We start from the raw sequence: 17,150 nt of genomic DNA, 5'->3' as shown, positions 1-17,150 counted from the left end.
GCTGATTAAATACTTTTCAAATCAACGACTTCGCTCGCACGACAAACGGCGGGCAAGCACCATGGAGAAGGTCATGTCCTCAACGATGATTGCAGCGGTAGTGGGGCTTGGCATCCTCTTGTTGATCATGATCGCCTTCGTCAACCAGAAGCTCGAAGCCGGACGCCTGGAAAAGCAGCGCCTGGTCGCCGACCTCACCGACCGCATCAAGCGCTGCGCCCAGCTGGGCGGCAGTCTGCCCGGCCAGCTGATGACCCCGGCGCTCAAGCAGCTGTTCTACCGCATCGAACTGGGGCTGATCACCCGCCTCGCCGCCCTGCAGACCCCTTCCGCCAGCCTCACCGCGCGCAAGACCGAACTGGAAGAAGCCCTGGCCAAGGGCGACGACATCGAGGTCGGCAATGTCGCCCGGCCCGTGCACACCGAAGCCCGGGTCAAGGAAGTCCGCGGCTATCTGGAAATGCTCCATGCGCTCGTCGCCCACGCCAACCAGATCGGCATTCTCGATGGCCAGGAGGCGCAGCGCTGGGTCGGCGAGATGCGCTATCTGCTCACGGCGACCTATGTGGAATTCTTCCGCTATCAGGCCGAACAGCAGATCAAGAGCGAGCACTACATCCAGGCGCGCCAGTCGTACGAGCGGGCGATCATGCAGATCCGCAAGCAGCAGCAACCCGAGCGCTATACCGAGTTGCTGGCCTATCTCGAAGAGCAGATCACCCAGGTGAAACGCCAGCAGAGCGAACTGGTCGAGCAGGCCAGCAGCAGTGCCAACGAGCTGTCGGACAGCGTGGACACGCTCAAGGACGACAGCTGGCGCAAGAAGAACGACTACGAGTGAGGGCTGCCCTGCCCTCCTCCGGCGATCAGCAGTCGGTCGCGGCCATGAAGGCCGCTACCAGGGCTTCGATACCGGCCTGATCCGCCGCACTGAAGCGCCCCGGATGCGGACTGTCCAGATCCAGCACGCCGATCAGGCGACCGTCCTGGACCAGCGGCACCACCAGCTCGCTGCGCGACGCGGCGTCACAGGCGATATGCCCGGGAAAGGCATGGACGTCCTCGACGCGCTGGGTACGCCGCTCGCGGGCAGCCGCCCCGCACACGCCCTTGCTGAAGGGAATGCGCATGCAGGCGACCTTGCCCTGGAAGGGGCCGAGCAGCAGCTGGTCCTCACCCTCGACGAAATAGAAGCCGGCCCAGTTCAGGTCCGGTACTTCCTGATAGATGAAGGCCGACAGCTGGGCGGCATTGGCCACCCGATTGCGCTCGCCGGCCAGCAGGGCTTCGACCTGGGCAGCCAGCATGGCATAGCCCTCGAGTCCGGCCCCTACGCCCGTCAGTTCTACGGTCATGCTTTCTCCAAGAGTTTGAGCCCGACCCACTGTCGGGCGAATTGATAGGCACAGCGGCCATTGCGGTTGCCGCGACCGGACGCCCAGCGGATGGCTTCGCGATCCGCTTCCTCGGACCACTCCAGCTGCAAGCCGGACTTGCCGGCCAGGGTCGCGCACCAGTGGCGCACCACGGCGAGATAATGATCCTGGGTGAAGGGATAGAAGGACAGCCACAGACCGAAGCGATCCGATAGGGCGATCTTGTCTTCGGCCGCTTCGCTCGGATGCAGTTCGCCGTCGACGTGCTCCCAGTTCGCATTGTCGCTCTGCCGCTCGGCCACCAGGTGACGCCGGTTGGAGGTGGCATAGAGCACCACGTTGTCCGGCGCCTGCTCCAGGGAGCCATCCAGCACGCTCTTGAGCACCCGGTAGTCGTCGCTGCCGGAATCGAAGGACAGGTCGTCGCAGAACACCACGAAGCGCTGCGGCTGGCCGGCGAGCTGCTCCACGGCGCGGGGCAGATCGGCGAGATCGTCACGCTCGATTTCGATCAGCCGCAGACCCTCACCGGCGTATTCCGCCAACAACGCCCGGATCAGCGACGACTTGCCGGTACCCCGCGCGCCCCACAGCAGCGTGTGGTTGGCCGGCAGTCCGGCCACGAACTGGCGGGTATTGCGGGCGAGCTGGTCGCGCTGGCGATCAATCCCCAGCAGGTCGGCCAGGCGCAATTCCAGATTGACCTCGAGCGGCTGCAGATAGCCGCCATGGCCTTCCCGACGCCAGCGCGCCGCATAGCAACGCTGCCAGTCCAGCGGTTCGCGACGATGGGGCAACAGGGGTTCGAGACGCTCCAGCACCTGCCGCGCGTGGAGTAGAAAGTCTTCTAGGGAGGCATTCACAGGGATGATCCTTGACGACAAAAGGAGAAGCGGGCCAGCCGCCAGCCAGGCCGCGCATTATCGTATGACTTTTACCATCCAGACAAAGGCCGGACGAGCCAGGTGCTAGGACGCCAGCGCCTGGCGGACATGCTTTTCCAGCTGCGATGGCCGAGTAATGGGCGCGAAGCGCTGGACACGCCCCTGCGCCGGCGTGATCAGGAACTTGGTGAAATTCCAGCGGATCGCGCCGCCCAGGAGACCTGGCGCCGCCTGTTTGAGCGCGACGAACAGCGGATGGGCGCCTTCGCCATTGACGTCGAGCTTGGCCATTACCGGAAAGCTGACGTTGAAGCGGGTCAGGCAGAAGGTCTGGATCTCGGCATTGCTGCCCGGCTCCTGGCCGCCGAACTGATTGCAGGGAAAGACGATCACCCGCAGCCCTTCGGCCAGATAGCGCTGCTGCAGCGCCTCGAGGCCGTCGTACTGGCGGGTGAAGCCGCACCGGCTGGCGGTGTTGACCACCAGATAGGCCCGCGCCGGCCAGTCGGCCAGGCAGGCCCGCTGGCCGTCAGCCGTGTCGAACGGCAGGCTGAGGATGTCCTTGATCACGCCGAGGCCCTGGGTTGCAGCTGCAAGGCCACCGAATTGATGCAGTAGCGCAGGCCGGTCGGCGGCGGACCGTCGGGAAAGACGTGGCCCAGGTGCGCATCGCAACGGGCGCAGAGCACCTCGACGCGATGCATGCCATGACTGAAGTCCTCCTTTTCCCGTACCGCCTCGGCAGCGATGGGCGCGTAATAGCTGGGCCAGCCGCAGCCGGAGTCGAACTTGGTGCTGGAGTCGAACAGCGCCAGCTCGCAGCAGGCGCAGTGATAGACGCCGGGCGTCTTGGTGTTGCAATAGGCGCCGGTGTAGGGTCTTTCGGTCGCGGCCAGGCGACAGACGCGAAACTGATCGTCGGTCAGGCGCTCACGCCAGTCTTCCGGGCTACGCTGTACTTTTTCCATGATGACCTCTCTGGATGCCGGCGCATCTTTTGTAACAGGCGATGCAGCCGTATGATTCCCGCTCAGTCTGGCATCCGCCCCCGGATGCTGCCAAGCGCCGGTCGGCGTCCGCCCCCGCCGAGTCTTTCTCGCCCTTTTCCAGGATTCATTTCCCCATGCAGGTCTCCAAGTCGAACAAGCTCGCCAATGTCTGCTACGACATCCGCGGCCCGGTCCTCAAGCATGCCAAGCGCCTCGAAGAGGAAGGCCACCGCATCCTGAAGCTCAACATCGGCAATCCGGCACCCTTCGGCTTCGAGGCGCCCGAGGAGATCCTGCAGGACGTCATCCGCAATCTGCCGACCGCCCAGGGCTACAGCGACTCCAAGGGTCTGTTCAGCGCGCGCAAGGCGGTGATGCAGTACTGCCAGCAGAAGCGCATCGAGGGTGTCGGCATCGAGGACATCTACCTGGGCAATGGCGTCTCCGAGCTGATCGTCATGGCCATGCAGGCGCTGCTCAACAACAACGACGAGGTGCTGATCCCGGCGCCGGACTATCCGCTGTGGACCGCCGCGGTCAGCCTGGCCGGTGGCAAGCCGGTGCATTACCTGTGCGACGAGCAGGCGGGCTGGTTCCCCGACCTGGCGGACATGGAAGCCAAGATCACCAGCAACACCAAGGCGCTGGTGCTGATCAATCCGAACAACCCCACTGGCGCGGTCTATTCCAGGGAAGTGCTGGAAGGCATCGTCGAACTGGCGCGGCGGCACAACCTGGTGCTGTTCTCCGACGAGATCTACGACAAGATCCTCTATGACGAAGCCCAGCACATCTCCACCGCCTCCCTGGCGCCGGACGTCCTGTGCCTGACCTTCAACGGTCTGTCCAAGTCCTATCGCGTCGCCGGCTTCCGTTCGGGCTGGCTGATCGTCTCGGGCCCCAAGCACCGCGCCCACAGCTATATCGAAGGCCTCGACATTCTCGCCAACATGCGCCTGTGCGCCAACGTGCCGGCCCAGCACGCGATCCAGACGGCGCTGGGCGGCTACCAGAGCATCAACGACCTGGTGCTGCCGCACGGACGCCTGCTGGAACAGCGCAATCGCACCTGGGAGTTGCTCAACGACATCCCCGGGGTCAGCTGCGTGAAGCCGATGGGCGCGCTCTATGCCTTCCCGCGGATCGACCCCAAGGTCTGCCCCATCCACAACGACGAGAAATTCGTCCTCGACCTGCTGCTCTCGGAAAAACTGCTGGTGGTCCAGGGCACCGCCTTCAACTGGCCCTGGCCCGACCACTTCCGCGTCGTCACCCTGCCCCGCGTCGATGACCTGGAGCAGGCCATCGGGCGCATCGGCAACTTCCTCGGCGGCTACGCCCAGTAGCGGCAAAGCATTTCCGGGTCTTTCATCGGTTGGCGCCACTTACGGCGTCAACCAGCGCCGGCCCTTGCGTGACCGTCGCTTACCTGACCGGCCAGACAAGCGACGACACAGTTTGCAATAGAGGAAACGTTGAATGGATCGGGGCCGAACCTTATATAGCCGGCAGATAAACCTGTGAGGAGCTGTACCCCACCATGATGCGCATTCTGTTATTTCTGGCTACCAACCTGGCGGTGCTGATCGTTGCCAGCATCACCTTGAAGGTGCTTGGCGTGGATCGCTACACCGGTCAGAACTATGGCAGTCTGCTGGTGTTCTGTGCCGTGTTCGGTTTCGCCGGCTCGCTGGTCTCGCTGTTCATCTCCAAGTGGATGGCGAAGATGAGCACCCGTACCGAGGTCATCAGCCAGCCGCGTACCCGCCATGAGCAGTGGCTGCTGCAGACCGTCGAGGAGCTGGCCCGCGAAGCCGGCATCAAGACCCCCGAGGTCGGCATCTTCCCGGCCTATGAGGCCAACGCCTTCGCCACCGGCTGGAACCGCAACGACGCCCTCGTCGCGGTCAGCCAGGGCCTGCTGGAGCGCTTCTCTCCCGAAGAGGTGCGCGCGGTGCTGGCCCACGAGATCGGCCACGTCGCCAATGGCGACATGGTGACCCTGGCGCTGATCCAGGGCGTGGTGAACACCTTCGTGATGTTCTTCGCGCGAATCTTCGGCAACTTCGTCGACAAGGCCATCTTCAAGAACGAGGAAGGCCACGGTATCGCCTACTTCGTGACCACCATCGTCGCCGAACTGGTGCTGGGCATCCTGGCCAGCATCATCGTCATGTGGTTCTCGCGCAAACGTGAATTCCGCGCGGACCAGGCCGGTGCGCGCCTGGCCGGCCCCAATGCCATGATCGGTGCCCTGCAGCGCCTGCGTGCCGAGCAAGGCATTCCGGTGCAGATGCCCGACACCCTGAACGCCTTCGGCATCAACGGCTCGCTGAAGAACGGCCTGGCCGGTCTGCTGATGAGCCACCCGCCGCTGGAAGACCGCATCGAGGCCTTGCGCCGCTACGGTCAGCGCTAAGCGCGAGCGATGAAAAAACCCGGCTTCGGCCGGGTTTTTTCATGGGCGGGTCAAGGACCGAATGGCCTCGCCTAGCCCCTCGCCGGTCAGGGGAAACATGCGCTGGCCCATGAGTTCGCGCAGCAGCCGGATCGAGGTACTGCTGGCCCAGCCCTCCTGCGGATAGGGGTTGAGCCAGGCCGCCCGCGGGAAGTGCTGGCAGAGTCGCTGGATCCACAGGGCACCGGGCTCCTCGTTCCAGTGCTCGACGCTGCCACCCGGATGGGTGATTTCGTAGGGCCCCATGCTGGCGTCGCCGACGATCACCAGGCGGTAGTCCGCGCCATAGCGGCGCAGCAGTTCGGCGGTGTTGAGCCCTTCCTCATGGCGCCGGGCATTGTCGCGCCAGACGCGTTCATAGACGCAATTGTGGAAGTAGTAGTACTCCAGGTGGCGAAACTCCAGGCGACAGGCGCTGAACAACTCGCTGCACAGGCGCACGTGCAGGTCCATGGAGCCGCCGACATCGAGTAGCAGCAGCACCCTGGTCGCATTGTGCCGTTCCGGTCGATAGCGCACGTCCAGCAGACCACCCTCGCGTGCCGTGGCCGCGACGGTCCCCTCCAGATCGAATTCCGCCGCTGCGCCCTGGCGGGCGAAGCGCCTGAGCCGGCGCAGGGCCAGTTGCAGGTTGCGGCGGTCCAGCGGCGCGCGATCGTCCAGGTTACGGTAGTCGCGCTGCTCCCAGACCTTGGCTGCCTGCCCCTGCCGCGAACCGGCCTCGTCGATGCGCACACCAAAAGGATTGTAGCCGCCGCTGCCGAAGGGACTGGTGCCCCCCGTGCCAATCCACTTGTTGCCGCCGGCATGCCGCTCGCGCTGTTCGGCGAGGCGCTGCTGCAGGATGGCGAGCAATTCATCGAGGCCACCCAGCGCCTGGAGCCGCTGGCGATCCTCCTCGGACAGCCGCCGCTGCAGCTCCAGGCGCAGCCAGTCCGCGGGAATCGCCTTGGTATCCGCCAATCGCTCCGACCTGGCCATCTCGCCGGCATAGACCTGATCGAAACGGTCGAAGAAGCGCTCATCCTTGACCAGCACCGCACGGGCCAGCAGATAGAAGGCGTCGGGATCGGCTACCACCAGGCCCGCATCCAGGGCAGCGTGCAGATCCAGCAGTTCGCCCAGGGACACCGGGATGCCCGCCGCCCTAAGGCGGGTGAAGAAATCGAGGAACATGCCTCTCCTCAGCTCCGCCGACGACGCATGAAGGCCTGACGCTCAAGCAACTGCAGATCCTGCTCGTTCTTCAACAGCGCGCCCGCCAGCGGCGGCAGACCACCCTCGCCATGCAGTGCCCGCTGCGCCGCCTCATCGCCCAGCAGCAGCGCCAACCAGTCCACCAGCTCCGAGGTGGACGGCTTCTTCTTCAGCCCCGGCACGCTGCGCAGGTCGAGGAAGAGATCCAGGGCCTCCTGGACCAGACGCTGCTGGAGATCAGGATAGTGCACCTGGACGATGCGTTCGAGGGTTTCGCGCTCGGGAAAGCGGATGAAGTGGAAGAAGCAGCGGCGCAGGAAGGCGTCCGGCAACTCCTTTTCGTTGTTGGAGGTGATGATGATGATCGGGCGTCGCTGGGCGCGAATGGTCTCGCCGGTCTCGTAGACGTGGAACTCCATGCGATCGAGTTCCAGCAGCAGGTCGTTGGGAAATTCGATGTCGGCCTTGTCGATCTCGTCGATCAGCAGCACCACCGGATCCTCGGCGGTGAAGGCGTCCCACAGCTTGCCCGGCCTGATGTAGTTCGCCACCTCCTGCACCCGGGGATCGCCGAGCTGGGAATCGCGCAGGCGGCTCACCGCGTCGTATTCATAGAGGCCCTGCTGCGCCTTGGTGGTGGACTTCACATGCCAGGTGATCAGCCGCGCGCCCTGGCTCTCCGCCACCTGCTCGGCCAGCAGCGTCTTGCCGGTGCCCGGCTCGCCCTTCACCAGCAGCGGACGCCCCAGTCGGATGGCCGCATTCACCGCCAGACTGAGTTCGGCCGTGGCCACATAACGCTCGGTACCCTGAAAGGCCATCACTGATCCTCGGCAGCTGTTTCGCCTGACGATAGCATGCCGCGCCCGGGCTGGACGCCATCGGACGCAAGGCCTAGGCTGCGAGTTTTCCGCGCCGTACAGGATCCGCCATGAGCCGCATCTTCGCTGACAATGCCCAGTCCATCGGCAATACGCCGCTGGTCTACATCAATCGCCTCGGTCCCAAGGGCGTCACCCTGCTCGCCAAGATCGAGGGACGCAATCCGGGCTATTCGGTCAAATGCCGCATCGGTGCCAACCTGATCTGGGACGCCGAAGCCAAGGGGCTGCTCAAGCCGGGCATGAGCCTGGTGGAGCCGACGTCGGGCAATACGGGGATCGGCCTGGCCTATGTCGCCGCCGCCCGCGGTTACCGCCTGGTACTGACCATGCCCGCCTCCATGAGCCTGGAGCGGCGCAAGGTGCTCAAGGCGTTGGGTGCAGAGCTGGTGCTGACGGAGCCAGCCAAGGGCATGAAGGGTGCCATCGAAAAGGCCCGGGAAATCGCCGAGAGCGAACCCGAGCGCTATTTCATGCCGCAGCAATTCGACAACCCGGCCAATCCGGCCATCCACGAGAAGACCACCGGTCCTGAAATCTGGAACGACACCGATGGCGCCATCGATGTACTGGTGGCCGGCGTGGGTACCGGCGGCACCCTGACCGGCATCTCGCGCTTCATCAAGAACACCAAGGGCAAGCCGATCCTGTCCGTCGCCGTCGAGCCGGAGACCTCGCCAGTCATCAGCCAGACCCTCGCCGGTGCGGAGGTGAAACCCAGTCCGCACAAGATCCAGGGCATCGGCGCCGGCTTCGTGCCCGGCAATCTGGATCTCGCCATGGTCGATCGCGTCGAGCAGGTGAGCGATGAGCAGGCCAAGCTGATGGCCCAGCGGCTGATGCGCGAGGAAGGCATTCTCTGCGGCATTTCCTGCGGCGCCGCCATGGCCGCGGCGATCCGGCTGGCCGAGACGCCGGAGATGCAGGGCAAGACCATCGTGGTCATCCTGCCGGATTCCGGTGAGCGCTATCTGTCGACCATGCTGTTCGACGGCCTGTTCGACGAGCAGGAGCTGGTCCAGTAGGACCCTGGCGGCAAACTGCCCTCCCCCATTGCGGGGTTGCTCGCCAGCCGGCGAACCCTTTGCCACCCCTCAAGAAAAAGCCCGGTTTCCCGGGCTTTTTTCGTATCAGAGATGCTTGATCTCGGCCTTGGCGTCCAGGGCCCGGCGGTAGGCCGCGAAATCGACCTGTCCGGCGCGCGAGGCGAGGTAGCGGCGATACAACGCCTTGTCCTCGGCGCTCAGGGCTTCCTTGGGCACCCCTACGCCCTGCAGACGAATCAGTACGAAGTCACCGTTCTGCAGGCTGATGCCGGCATAGGACGGCTTGTCGGCTTCCGGCTTGGCCATGCGGAAGGCCGCCTGCAGCACCTGGGGATCGACGCCCTCCTGGTTGCGGGTAGCGGCTTCGACGGTACGCCAGTCACCCGCGGCGGCCTTGCCACCGGCGCGCAGGGTCTTGAGCTGTTCTTCGCCAGCCTGCTTGGCCACCGCGGCGGCCTTTTCCTGGGTCAGGCGGGTCACGATCTCCTTCCTAACCACATCCAGGGGTTGCAGCTGCGGCGTGCGATGCTCCTTGTCGCGGATCACCACCAGGGTCTCCGGATCGAGCTGCAGCGCAGTGCTGTTGGCGCCGTTGCGCAGGACGTCCTCGCTGAAGGCCGCCTCGATCACCTGACGGTTGGCGGTCAGTCCCTCGCCTCCTTCACGACCGAAGGGAGCGCTGGTCTTGACCTGCAGACCCAGTTCCTGGGCCGGCTGGCTCAGGTCGGAGGATTCATAGGCGGAGCTTTCCAGCTTGCGGCCCGCTTCCACGAACAGGCGATCGGCGTCTTCCGCCTTGAGCTGCTGTTCCAGACGCGGCCGGACGCTGGCCAGGGTGGGTACTTCCGGCGCCTGGACGCCCTGCAGCTTGATCAGGTGCCAGCCGAAGCTGGTGCGCACCGGGGTCGACACCTGCTGAGGCGCCAGGGCATACAAGGCCTCTTCGAAGGCCGGATCATAGACGCCACGACCGGCGAAGCCGAGGTCACCGCCATTGGCCGCCGAACCTGGATCCTGGGAGAACTCCTTGGCCAGCTTGGCGAAGTCTTCACCCTTCTTCAGGCGTTCCTGGATCTGCTGGATCTTGGCCTTGGCCTGGTCGTCGTTCTGCTTGTCGTTGACCTCGATGAGGATATGGGCGGCGTCACGCTGCTCCGACAGGTTGGCGATCTCGGACTTGTAGGCGGCCTGCAGACGGCTTTCGTCGACCTTGGCCTTGGCCAGGAAGGCGGACTTGTTCAGCTCGACGTAATCGATGACCACCTGTTCGGGCGTCATGAAGGCGCTCTTGTGGCTGTCGTAGTAGGCCTGGACTTCGTCCTGGGTCGGCGTGATGCCGGCCGACGCGGCCTTGACGGTGCGCATGGCGAAATCACGAGTCTGACGTTCGAGCGCGGCGAAAGCCTCGATATCGGCGTCGGTGACGAAGTTGCTGCCGACGATGCCGGCGCGCAGCTGACCGATCAGCATCTCGTCACGCAGCAGATCGCGGAACTGCAGGCGGTTGTAGTTCATCTGGCGAACGGCCTGATCGAAGCGCTGGGGATCGAAACGCCCTTCGGTCTGGAATTCGGGGGTATTGAGGATCAGCTGATCGAGCGCCTGTTCGGAAAAGGCGAAGCGATCGGCCTTGGCGCTCTGCAGCAGCAGTTGCTTGTCGATCAGTGCCTTGAGCGCGGACTCGCGCAGCAGGCGATCATCCAGGGTGGACGGATCGAAACCCTGACCCAATTGCTGCTGCAGCTGGCGACGCTGCATTTCCACGGCCTGGGCCAGCTCCGTCTGCTTGATCTCGTCGCCATTGACCAGGGCGACGGCGCCCTGGTGACCCGTGGCGCGGATGATCGCTTCGAAGCCGGTCAGTGCCATCAGCAGGATGATGAATCCGATGATGACTTTGGCAATCCATCCCTGCGAACGGTCCCTGATGTTTTGTAGCATGTTCCCCCCACGAGCTGTGGCCGGACCGGCCATGGCGAAATCGTCGAATAGCAAATAGCGAAAAGGCGCATCTCGAGATGCGCCTTTTCATCGATCAAGGACCTTGCATCCAGCAGGACGGCGGAGCACCAGCAACCTCGTCTGGCAGCCCGCCCATCAAGCCCGGGTGCGCCGTCAGTGGGTACTGACGCGCTCCTTGCCTTCCTGATCCCGCTTCTCGTCCTTACTGACGAGCTCCGGACCATCGTCCGGAAGCGGCTCCGGCGTGTATTGCAGCGCAACCTCCAAGACCTCGTCAATCCATTTGACTGGCTTGATCTGCAAGTCGGCCTTGATGTTGTCCGGAATGTCCCGCAGATCCCGGACGTTTTCTTCCGGAATGATCACGGTACGGATGCCGCCGCGGTGGGCTGCGAGCAGCTTTTCCTTGAGGCCGCCAATCGCCAGGACCTGACCACGCAGGGTGATCTCGCCGGTCATCGCTACATCGGCGCGTACCGGAATGCGGGTAGCCGCCGACACCAGCGCCGTGCACATGCCGATACCGGCACTCGGACCGTCCTTGGGCGTCGCGCCTTCGGGGACGTGGATATGGATGTCGTGCTTCTCGTGGAAGTCCCTGGGAATACCCAGGCTGCGACCACGGCTGCGCACCACGGTCAGGGCAGCCGTAATGGATTCGGCCATCACATCGCCCAGCGAGCCGGTCTTGATCATCTGGCCCTTGCCCGGAACGACCGCGGACTCGATGGTCAGCAATTCGCCACCCACCTGGGTCCAGGCCAGGCCGGTCACCTGACCGATCTGATCCTGCTGCTCGGCGAGACCGTAGCGGAACTTGCGCACGCCCAGCCAGTGCTCCAGGGTGTCCACGGTGACGCTGGCCGTCCGCTCCTTGCTCAGCGCATGCTGCTTGACCACCTTGCGGCAGACCTTGGCGACCTGCCGCTCCAGGCTCCGAACGCCCGCTTCGCGGGTGTAGTAGCGAATGATGTCGCGCAGGGCGTCTTCATCGAACTCCACCTCGCCCTTCTTCAGGCCATTGGCCTTGACCTGCTTGGGAATCAGGTAACGGGTGGCGATATTGACCTTTTCCGCCTCGGTATAGCCCGGCAGGCGAATGACTTCCATGCGGTCCAGCAGCGGCGCCGGAATGTTCATGGAGTTGGCGGTGCAGACGAACATCACGTCGGAGAGGTCATAGTCCACTTCGAGGTAATGGTCGTTGAAGGTGTGGTTCTGCTCCGGATCCAGGACCTCGAGCAATGCGGAGGCAGGATCGCCCCGCATGTCGTTGCCCATCTTGTCGATTTCGTCGAGCAGGAACAGTGGATTGCGCACCCCGACCTTGGTCATCTTCTGGATGAGGCGACCCGGCATGGAGCCGATGTAGGTGCGACGGTGACCGCGGATCTCGGCTTCGTCACGCACGCCACCCAGGGCCATGCGCACGAACTTGCGACCGGTGGAGCGAGCGATGGACTCGGCCAGGGACGTCTTGCCCACGCCGGGCGGGCCGACCAGGCACAGCACCGGTCCGCGTACCTTCTTCACGCGCTTCTGCACGGCGAGGTATTCGAGGATGCGTTCCTTCACTTCCTCGAGACCGTAGTGGTCCTTGTCGAGGACTTCCTCGGCGCGTCCCAGATCCAGGCGGACCTTGCTCTCGGCCTGCCACGGCACGTTCACCAGCCAGTCGATGTAGGAGCGTACCACGGTGGCTTCAGCCGACATCGGCGACATCTGCTTGAGCTTGTTCAGCTCGGCATTGGCCTTGGTCAGGGCATCCTTGGGCAGACCGGCCGCCTCGATACGACGCTTGAGGTCATCGACCTCGTTGTGTCCTTCATCGATGTCACCCAGTTCTTTCTGGATGGCCTTCATCTGTTCGTTGAGATAGTACTCGCGCTGGCTGCGCTCCATCTGCTTCTTGACGCGGCCGCGGATACGCTTCTCCACCTGCAGGAGGTCGATTTCCGCATCCAGCAGGGCCAGCACGTGCTCGACGCGCGCACCCAGCTCGGTGATCTCGAGGATTTCCTGCTTCTGCTCGATCTTCAGCGCCATGTGCGCGGCCATGGTATCGACCAGGCGGCTGGGATCCTCGATGCTGTTGAGCGAGGACAGCACTTCAGCGGGGACCTTCTTGCCGAGCTGCACGTATTGCTCGAACTGACTCATCAGGCTGCGCGAGAACACCTCGGATTCGCGATCCGGGGCTTCGCTGTCCTCGATCAGCGTGACCAGCGCACGGGCATAGGCCTGGCTTTCGACGAAGGACTCGATACGGCCACGCTGCTCGCCTTCGACCAGGACCTTGACGGTGCCGTCGGGCAGCTTGAGCAGCTGGAGAACGGTTGCGACCGTACCCATGTGATACATGTCATCCGCGGCGGGATCGTCATCGCCGGGATTCTTCTGCGCGACCAGCAGGATCTGCTTGTCGCCAGCCATGGCGGCCTCGAGGGCCTCGACGGACTTTTCCCTTCCGACGAACAATGGGATGACCATGTGGGGATAGACCACTACGTCACGTAGGGGCAGCAGGGGAAGTTCTATCGTCGTAGTCATGGGATACGGGTCTCGGCAAATAATCGGCCGCAGATGCGGTTAAGGCCTCGGTTTTTCCTAACATGAGGTTGGCCGCCGCAAAATACAACCGTCGCTGAAATGAAAAAGGGGCCTAAGCCCCTTTTGTCACGCGTCCGGCGCCGCCTTGGCGGGCTCGCTGTTCTCGTAGATGAGCAGCGGCTGGGAACTCCCGTCGATGACGCTCTCGTCGATGACCACCTTGCTGACTTCCTTCTGCGAAGGAATCTCGTACATGGTCTCGAGCAGGATGCCTTCGAGGATGGATCTCAGACCCCGGGCACCGGTCTTGCGCTCCAGCGCCTTGCGGGCAACCGCCTTGAGCGCGTCGGGACGGAACTCCAGATCCACGTCTTCCATTTCGAACAGCTTGGCGTACTGCTTGGTCAGGGCGTTCTTCGGCTCGGTCAGGATCTGCATGAGCGCCGGCTCGTCCAGCTCGTCCAGGGTCGCGATGACCGGCAGACGACCGACGAACTCGGGAATCAGACCGAACTTGACCAGATCCTCGGGCTCGGCGTCACGCAGGGATTCGCCGATCTTCTTGCCCAGTTCCACGCTGCGTACCTCGGCGTTGAAGCCGATGCCGCCACCCTTGGTGGAACGGTTCTGGATGACCTTTTCCAGGCCGGCGAAAGCGCCACCGCAGATGAACAGGATGTTGCGGGTATCCACCTGCAGGAATTCCTGCTGGGGATGCTTGCGGCCACCCTGGGGCGGAACCGATGCCACGGTACCTTCGATCAGCTTCAGCAGGGCCTGCTGCACACCCTCACCCGAGACGTCACGGGTGATCGAGGGGTTGTCGGACTTGCGCGAGATCTTGTCGATCTCGTCGATGTAGACGATGCCCATCTGGGCCTTTTCCACATCGTAGTCGCACTTCTGCAGCAACTTCTGAATGATGTTCTCGACGTCCTCACCCACATAACCGGCTTCGGTCAGAGTGGTGGCATCGGCGATGGTGAAAGGCACGTTGAGCAGGCGCGCCAGCGTTTCCGCCAGCAGGGTCTTGCCCGAACCGGTCGGACCGATGAGCAGGATGTTGCTCTTGCCCAGTTCGACGTCGTCTTTCTTCTCGCGCTGATTCAGACGCTTGTAGTGGTTGTAGACGGCAACGGCGAGGACCCGCTTGGCACGCTGCTGACCAATGACATACTGGTCGAGGATAGCGCTGATTTCCTTCGGCGCTGGCAGCTTGTGCGCATTGCTTTCGGCCTGAGCTTCCTGGACTTCCTCGCGGATGATGTCATTGCACAGGTCGACGCATTCGTCGCAGATGAAGACGGAGGGTCCAGCGATCAATTTACGTACTTCGTGCTGACTCTTGCCGCAGAAGGAGCAGTAAAGCAGCTTGCCGTTATCGTCGCTATTGCGCGTATCTGTCATTCGATCGATCCAATGGAATGTGCTTACATCAACAAGATGGAGCCTATTGCACGGTTTTTCAAGCCTACCTGCCCAAACGACGGCGCCTGGGCAGGTGGTCGAGGCGGGGTCAGGCGGGGATGTTGCGCTTCTCGAGGACCTTGTCGATCAGGCCGTAGGCAACGGCTTCGGGGCCACTCATGAAGTTGTCACGGTCGGTATCGCGGGCGATCACGTCCATGGGCTGACCGGTGTGATGCGCCAGTACCTTGTTCAGACGCTCACGGATGGTCAGAATTTCACGGGCGTGAATTTCGATGTCCGACGCCTGACCCTGGAAGCCACCCAGGGGCTGGTGAATCATCATCCGCGAATGCGGCAGGCAGAAGCGCTTCTCGGCGGCGCCGCCGGCCAGCAGCAAGGCGCCCATGCTGCAGGCCTGGCCGATGCAGATGGTGGAGACGTCGGGCTTGATGAACTGCATGGTGTCGTAGATCGACATGCCAGCGGTCACCGAGCCACCCGGACTGTTGATGTAGAGGTGGATGTCCTTGTCAGGATTCTCCGCTTCCAGGAACAGCAGCTGGGCGACGACCAGATTGGCCATGTAGTCCTCGACCTGACCCACCAGGAAGATGACCCGCTCCTTGAGCAGTCGGGAGTAGATGTCGTAGGCGCGCTCGCCCCGGGCGGATTGCTCCACCACCATGGGTACCAGACCGCCAGCGGCTTGAATATCGGGCATGGATTGCATGTATGAATTGCGGGACATGTCCTGCACTAGCTCCCTATCTGGATGACCTGTCAAAAACACATAAGCCAGCACGAGGCTGGCTTAGGTGAACTAGCAACTGGAGGCAGATCAGGCTGCTTGCGGAGCCTCGGCCGGTTTGACCGCGTCCTCGTAGGAGACCTGCTTGTCGGTGACTTTTGCCTGCTTGAGGACAGTATCCACGACTTGTTCTTCCAGTACAACCGAACGCACTTCGTTCAGCTGCTGCTCGTTCTGGTAGTACCACTTCACTACCTGCTCAGGCTCCTGGTAGGCCGCAGCCATTTCCTCGATCAGCTCGCGGACGCGGGCGTCATCGGGCTTGAGCTCGAACTGCTTGACCATCTCGGCGATGATCAGACCCAGCAGCACGCGGCGCTTGGCCTGCTCGCTGAACAGCTCGGCCGGCAGTTGCTCGGGCTGGATATTGCCACCGAACTGCTGGACGGCCTGAACGCGCAGACGATCCACCTCGTTGCTGATCAGGGCAGCCGGGACGTCGATCTGGTTGGCGGCCAGCAGACCGTCCATGACCTGGTTCTTGACCTTGGTCTTGAGGGCCTGGCGCAGCTCGCGCTCCATGTTCTTGCGCACTTCGGCGCGGAAACCTTCGACGGTGGTCTCTTCCACGCCGAACTGCTTGAAGAAGGCCTCGTTCAGTTCGGGCAGCTCGGGAGCGGCCACTTCCTTGACGGTGACCTTGAACTGTGCGGCCTTGCCGGCCAGGTCCAGGTTCTGGTAGTCCTCGGGGAAGGTCAGGTCGAGCACGCGCTCGTCACCGGCCTTGGCGCCGACCAGGCCGTCTTCGAAACCGGGGATCATGCGACCCGAGCCCAGCACCAGCTTGGTGCCTTCGGCGGAACCACCGGCGAAGGCTTCGCCGTCCTGGGTACCCACGAAGTCCAGGGTGAGCTGGTCATCGTTGGCGGCAGCGCGGTCAACGGCTTCATAACGAGTGCCCTGCTTGCGCAGCACGTCGAGCATCTTGTCGATGTCGGCGTCTTCGACGCTTGCGTCCTGACGCTCGATCTCGATGCCGTCCAGGCCCTTCACTTCGAACTCGGGGAAGACTTCGAAGGTGGCAACGTATTCCAGGTCCTTGCCCTTTTCGAACACCTTGGGTTCGACGGCGGGTGCGCCGGCCGGGTTGAGCTTCTGCTCGACAACGGCTTCGTAGAAGGTTTCCTGAATGAGATCACCCAAGGCTTCCTGACGAGCCGAGGCTTCGTAGCGCTGGCGGATGACGCTCATGGGTACCTTGCCCGGGCGGAAACCGGGAACCTTGGCACGCCGTGCAGTCTGCTGCAGACGCTTGTTCACTTCGGTTTCAATACGCTCGGCCGGCACGCCAATGGTCATGCGACGCTCGAGAGCAGAGGTGTTTTCAACGGAAACTTGCATGGATATTCCTCGTGGCACAGAAACAGGCCGGCACTCCGACCCCCCAGAATCAAGGGCGACCATTCTAGAGACAGTCTCAAGCGAAGTCACCTGGCTTGATCCAGCGGTGCGTACGGGCACTGCCGAAGCGGGCCTGACCGAGCGGTCAAGAGCAACATTTTGTTGCCCACCCTAAGTTGTACGACGTCGTATGTAGTGCTAAACCCTGAAGGGCAAGCTAACGAAAAGGCCACCTCCGGCCCTATTCA

At 63.2% G+C, this 17,150-nt stretch carries 15 protein-coding genes; 4 read left to right on the top strand and 11 right to left on the bottom strand.

What is annotated here, in order from left to right; translation table 11 throughout:
• The first annotated feature begins 73 nt into the window (after nucleotides 1-73).
• Nucleotides 74-841: a hypothetical protein gene (locus QE393_RS06610; protein ID WP_310042659.1), complete on the top strand. Its 768-nt coding sequence runs from the start codon at nucleotides 74-76 to the stop codon at nucleotides 839-841.
• Between the two features lie 25 nt (nucleotides 842-866).
• Here the strand turns inward: QE393_RS06610 and QE393_RS06605 are convergent, their stop codons facing one another.
• From QE393_RS06605 to msrB, 4 genes are all read right to left on the bottom strand, one after another.
• Nucleotides 867-1,355, bottom strand: coding sequence for a GAF domain-containing protein (locus QE393_RS06605; RefSeq protein ID WP_310042657.1), 489 nt, complete (start codon nucleotides 1,353-1,355; stop codon nucleotides 867-869).
• The gene (locus tag QE393_RS06600) at nucleotides 1,352-2,239 is read right to left on the bottom strand and encodes an ATP-binding protein (RefSeq protein ID WP_310042653.1); all 888 of its coding nucleotides are present in this window, start codon (nucleotides 2,237-2,239) and stop codon (nucleotides 1,352-1,354) included. The genes QE393_RS06605 and QE393_RS06600 overlap by 4 nt, the downstream gene beginning before the upstream one ends.
• A gap of 105 nt (nucleotides 2,240-2,344) precedes the next feature.
• A complete protein-coding gene (locus QE393_RS06595) occupies nucleotides 2,345-2,830 on the bottom strand; it encodes a glutathione peroxidase (RefSeq protein WP_183630348.1) in 486 nt (161 codons plus the stop codon).
• On the bottom strand, nucleotides 2,827-3,228 hold the full coding sequence (gene msrB / locus QE393_RS06590) for a peptide-methionine (R)-S-oxide reductase MsrB (protein WP_133859295.1): 402 nt from the start codon (nucleotides 3,226-3,228) through the stop codon (nucleotides 2,827-2,829). The genes QE393_RS06595 and msrB overlap by 4 nt, the downstream gene beginning before the upstream one ends.
• A gap of 155 nt (nucleotides 3,229-3,383) precedes the next feature.
• Here msrB and QE393_RS06585 point away from each other — a divergent pair, with 155 nt between their 5' ends.
• A complete protein-coding gene (locus QE393_RS06585) occupies nucleotides 3,384-4,595 on the top strand; it encodes a pyridoxal phosphate-dependent aminotransferase (protein ID WP_273809642.1) in 1,212 nt (403 codons plus the stop codon).
• Between the two features lie 194 nt (nucleotides 4,596-4,789).
• Nucleotides 4,790-5,668, top strand: coding sequence for a protease HtpX (gene htpX / locus QE393_RS06580; RefSeq protein ID WP_310042651.1), 879 nt, complete (start codon nucleotides 4,790-4,792; stop codon nucleotides 5,666-5,668).
• Between the two features lie 39 nt (nucleotides 5,669-5,707).
• Here htpX and QE393_RS06575 read toward each other — a convergent pair whose 3' ends face one another.
• Nucleotides 5,708-6,883: a VWA domain-containing protein gene (locus QE393_RS06575; protein WP_273809641.1), complete on the bottom strand. Its 1,176-nt coding sequence runs from the start codon at nucleotides 6,881-6,883 to the stop codon at nucleotides 5,708-5,710.
• Between the two features lie 8 nt (nucleotides 6,884-6,891).
• On the bottom strand, nucleotides 6,892-7,725 hold the full coding sequence (locus QE393_RS06570) for a MoxR family ATPase (RefSeq protein ID WP_273809640.1): 834 nt from the start codon (nucleotides 7,723-7,725) through the stop codon (nucleotides 6,892-6,894).
• Between the two features lie 110 nt (nucleotides 7,726-7,835).
• Here QE393_RS06570 and cysK point away from each other — a divergent pair, with 110 nt between their 5' ends.
• On the top strand, nucleotides 7,836-8,810 hold the full coding sequence (gene cysK, locus QE393_RS06565) for a cysteine synthase A (RefSeq protein WP_310042647.1): 975 nt from the start codon (nucleotides 7,836-7,838) through the stop codon (nucleotides 8,808-8,810).
• Nucleotides 8,811-8,915: 105 nt separating this feature from the next.
• On the opposite strand, the gene QE393_RS06560 is transcribed toward cysK, so the two are convergent.
• The 5 genes from QE393_RS06560 to tig form a co-directional block, all read right to left on the bottom strand.
• Complete coding sequence (locus QE393_RS06560; protein WP_273809638.1) at nucleotides 8,916-10,772, bottom strand: SurA N-terminal domain-containing protein; 1,857 nt, start codon at nucleotides 10,770-10,772, stop codon at nucleotides 8,916-8,918.
• A 174-nt stretch (nucleotides 10,773-10,946) separates the two neighbouring features.
• Complete coding sequence (gene lon / locus QE393_RS06555) at nucleotides 10,947-13,343, bottom strand: endopeptidase La (RefSeq protein WP_273809637.1); 2,397 nt, start codon at nucleotides 13,341-13,343, stop codon at nucleotides 10,947-10,949.
• Between the two features lie 126 nt (nucleotides 13,344-13,469).
• Nucleotides 13,470-14,750, bottom strand: coding sequence for an ATP-dependent Clp protease ATP-binding subunit ClpX (clpX, locus tag QE393_RS06550; protein ID WP_133859302.1), 1,281 nt, complete (start codon nucleotides 14,748-14,750; stop codon nucleotides 13,470-13,472).
• 109 nt (nucleotides 14,751-14,859) lie between these two features.
• Nucleotides 14,860-15,501, bottom strand: coding sequence for an ATP-dependent Clp endopeptidase proteolytic subunit ClpP (gene clpP / locus QE393_RS06545; protein WP_007162222.1), 642 nt, complete (start codon nucleotides 15,499-15,501; stop codon nucleotides 14,860-14,862).
• A gap of 90 nt (nucleotides 15,502-15,591) precedes the next feature.
• Nucleotides 15,592-16,902: a trigger factor gene (tig, locus tag QE393_RS06540; protein ID WP_183630357.1), complete on the bottom strand. Its 1,311-nt coding sequence runs from the start codon at nucleotides 16,900-16,902 to the stop codon at nucleotides 15,592-15,594.
• Nucleotides 16,903-17,150: the final 248 nt, after the last annotated feature.

This window comes from Pseudomonas sp. SORGH_AS_0211 (genome assembly GCF_031453455.1).
Classification (GTDB): domain Bacteria; phylum Pseudomonadota; class Gammaproteobacteria; order Pseudomonadales; family Pseudomonadaceae; genus Chryseomonas; species Chryseomonas aestiva.
The sequence above is the reverse complement of the archived record's forward strand: the minus strand, read 5'-3'. Positions and strand labels throughout refer to the sequence as shown.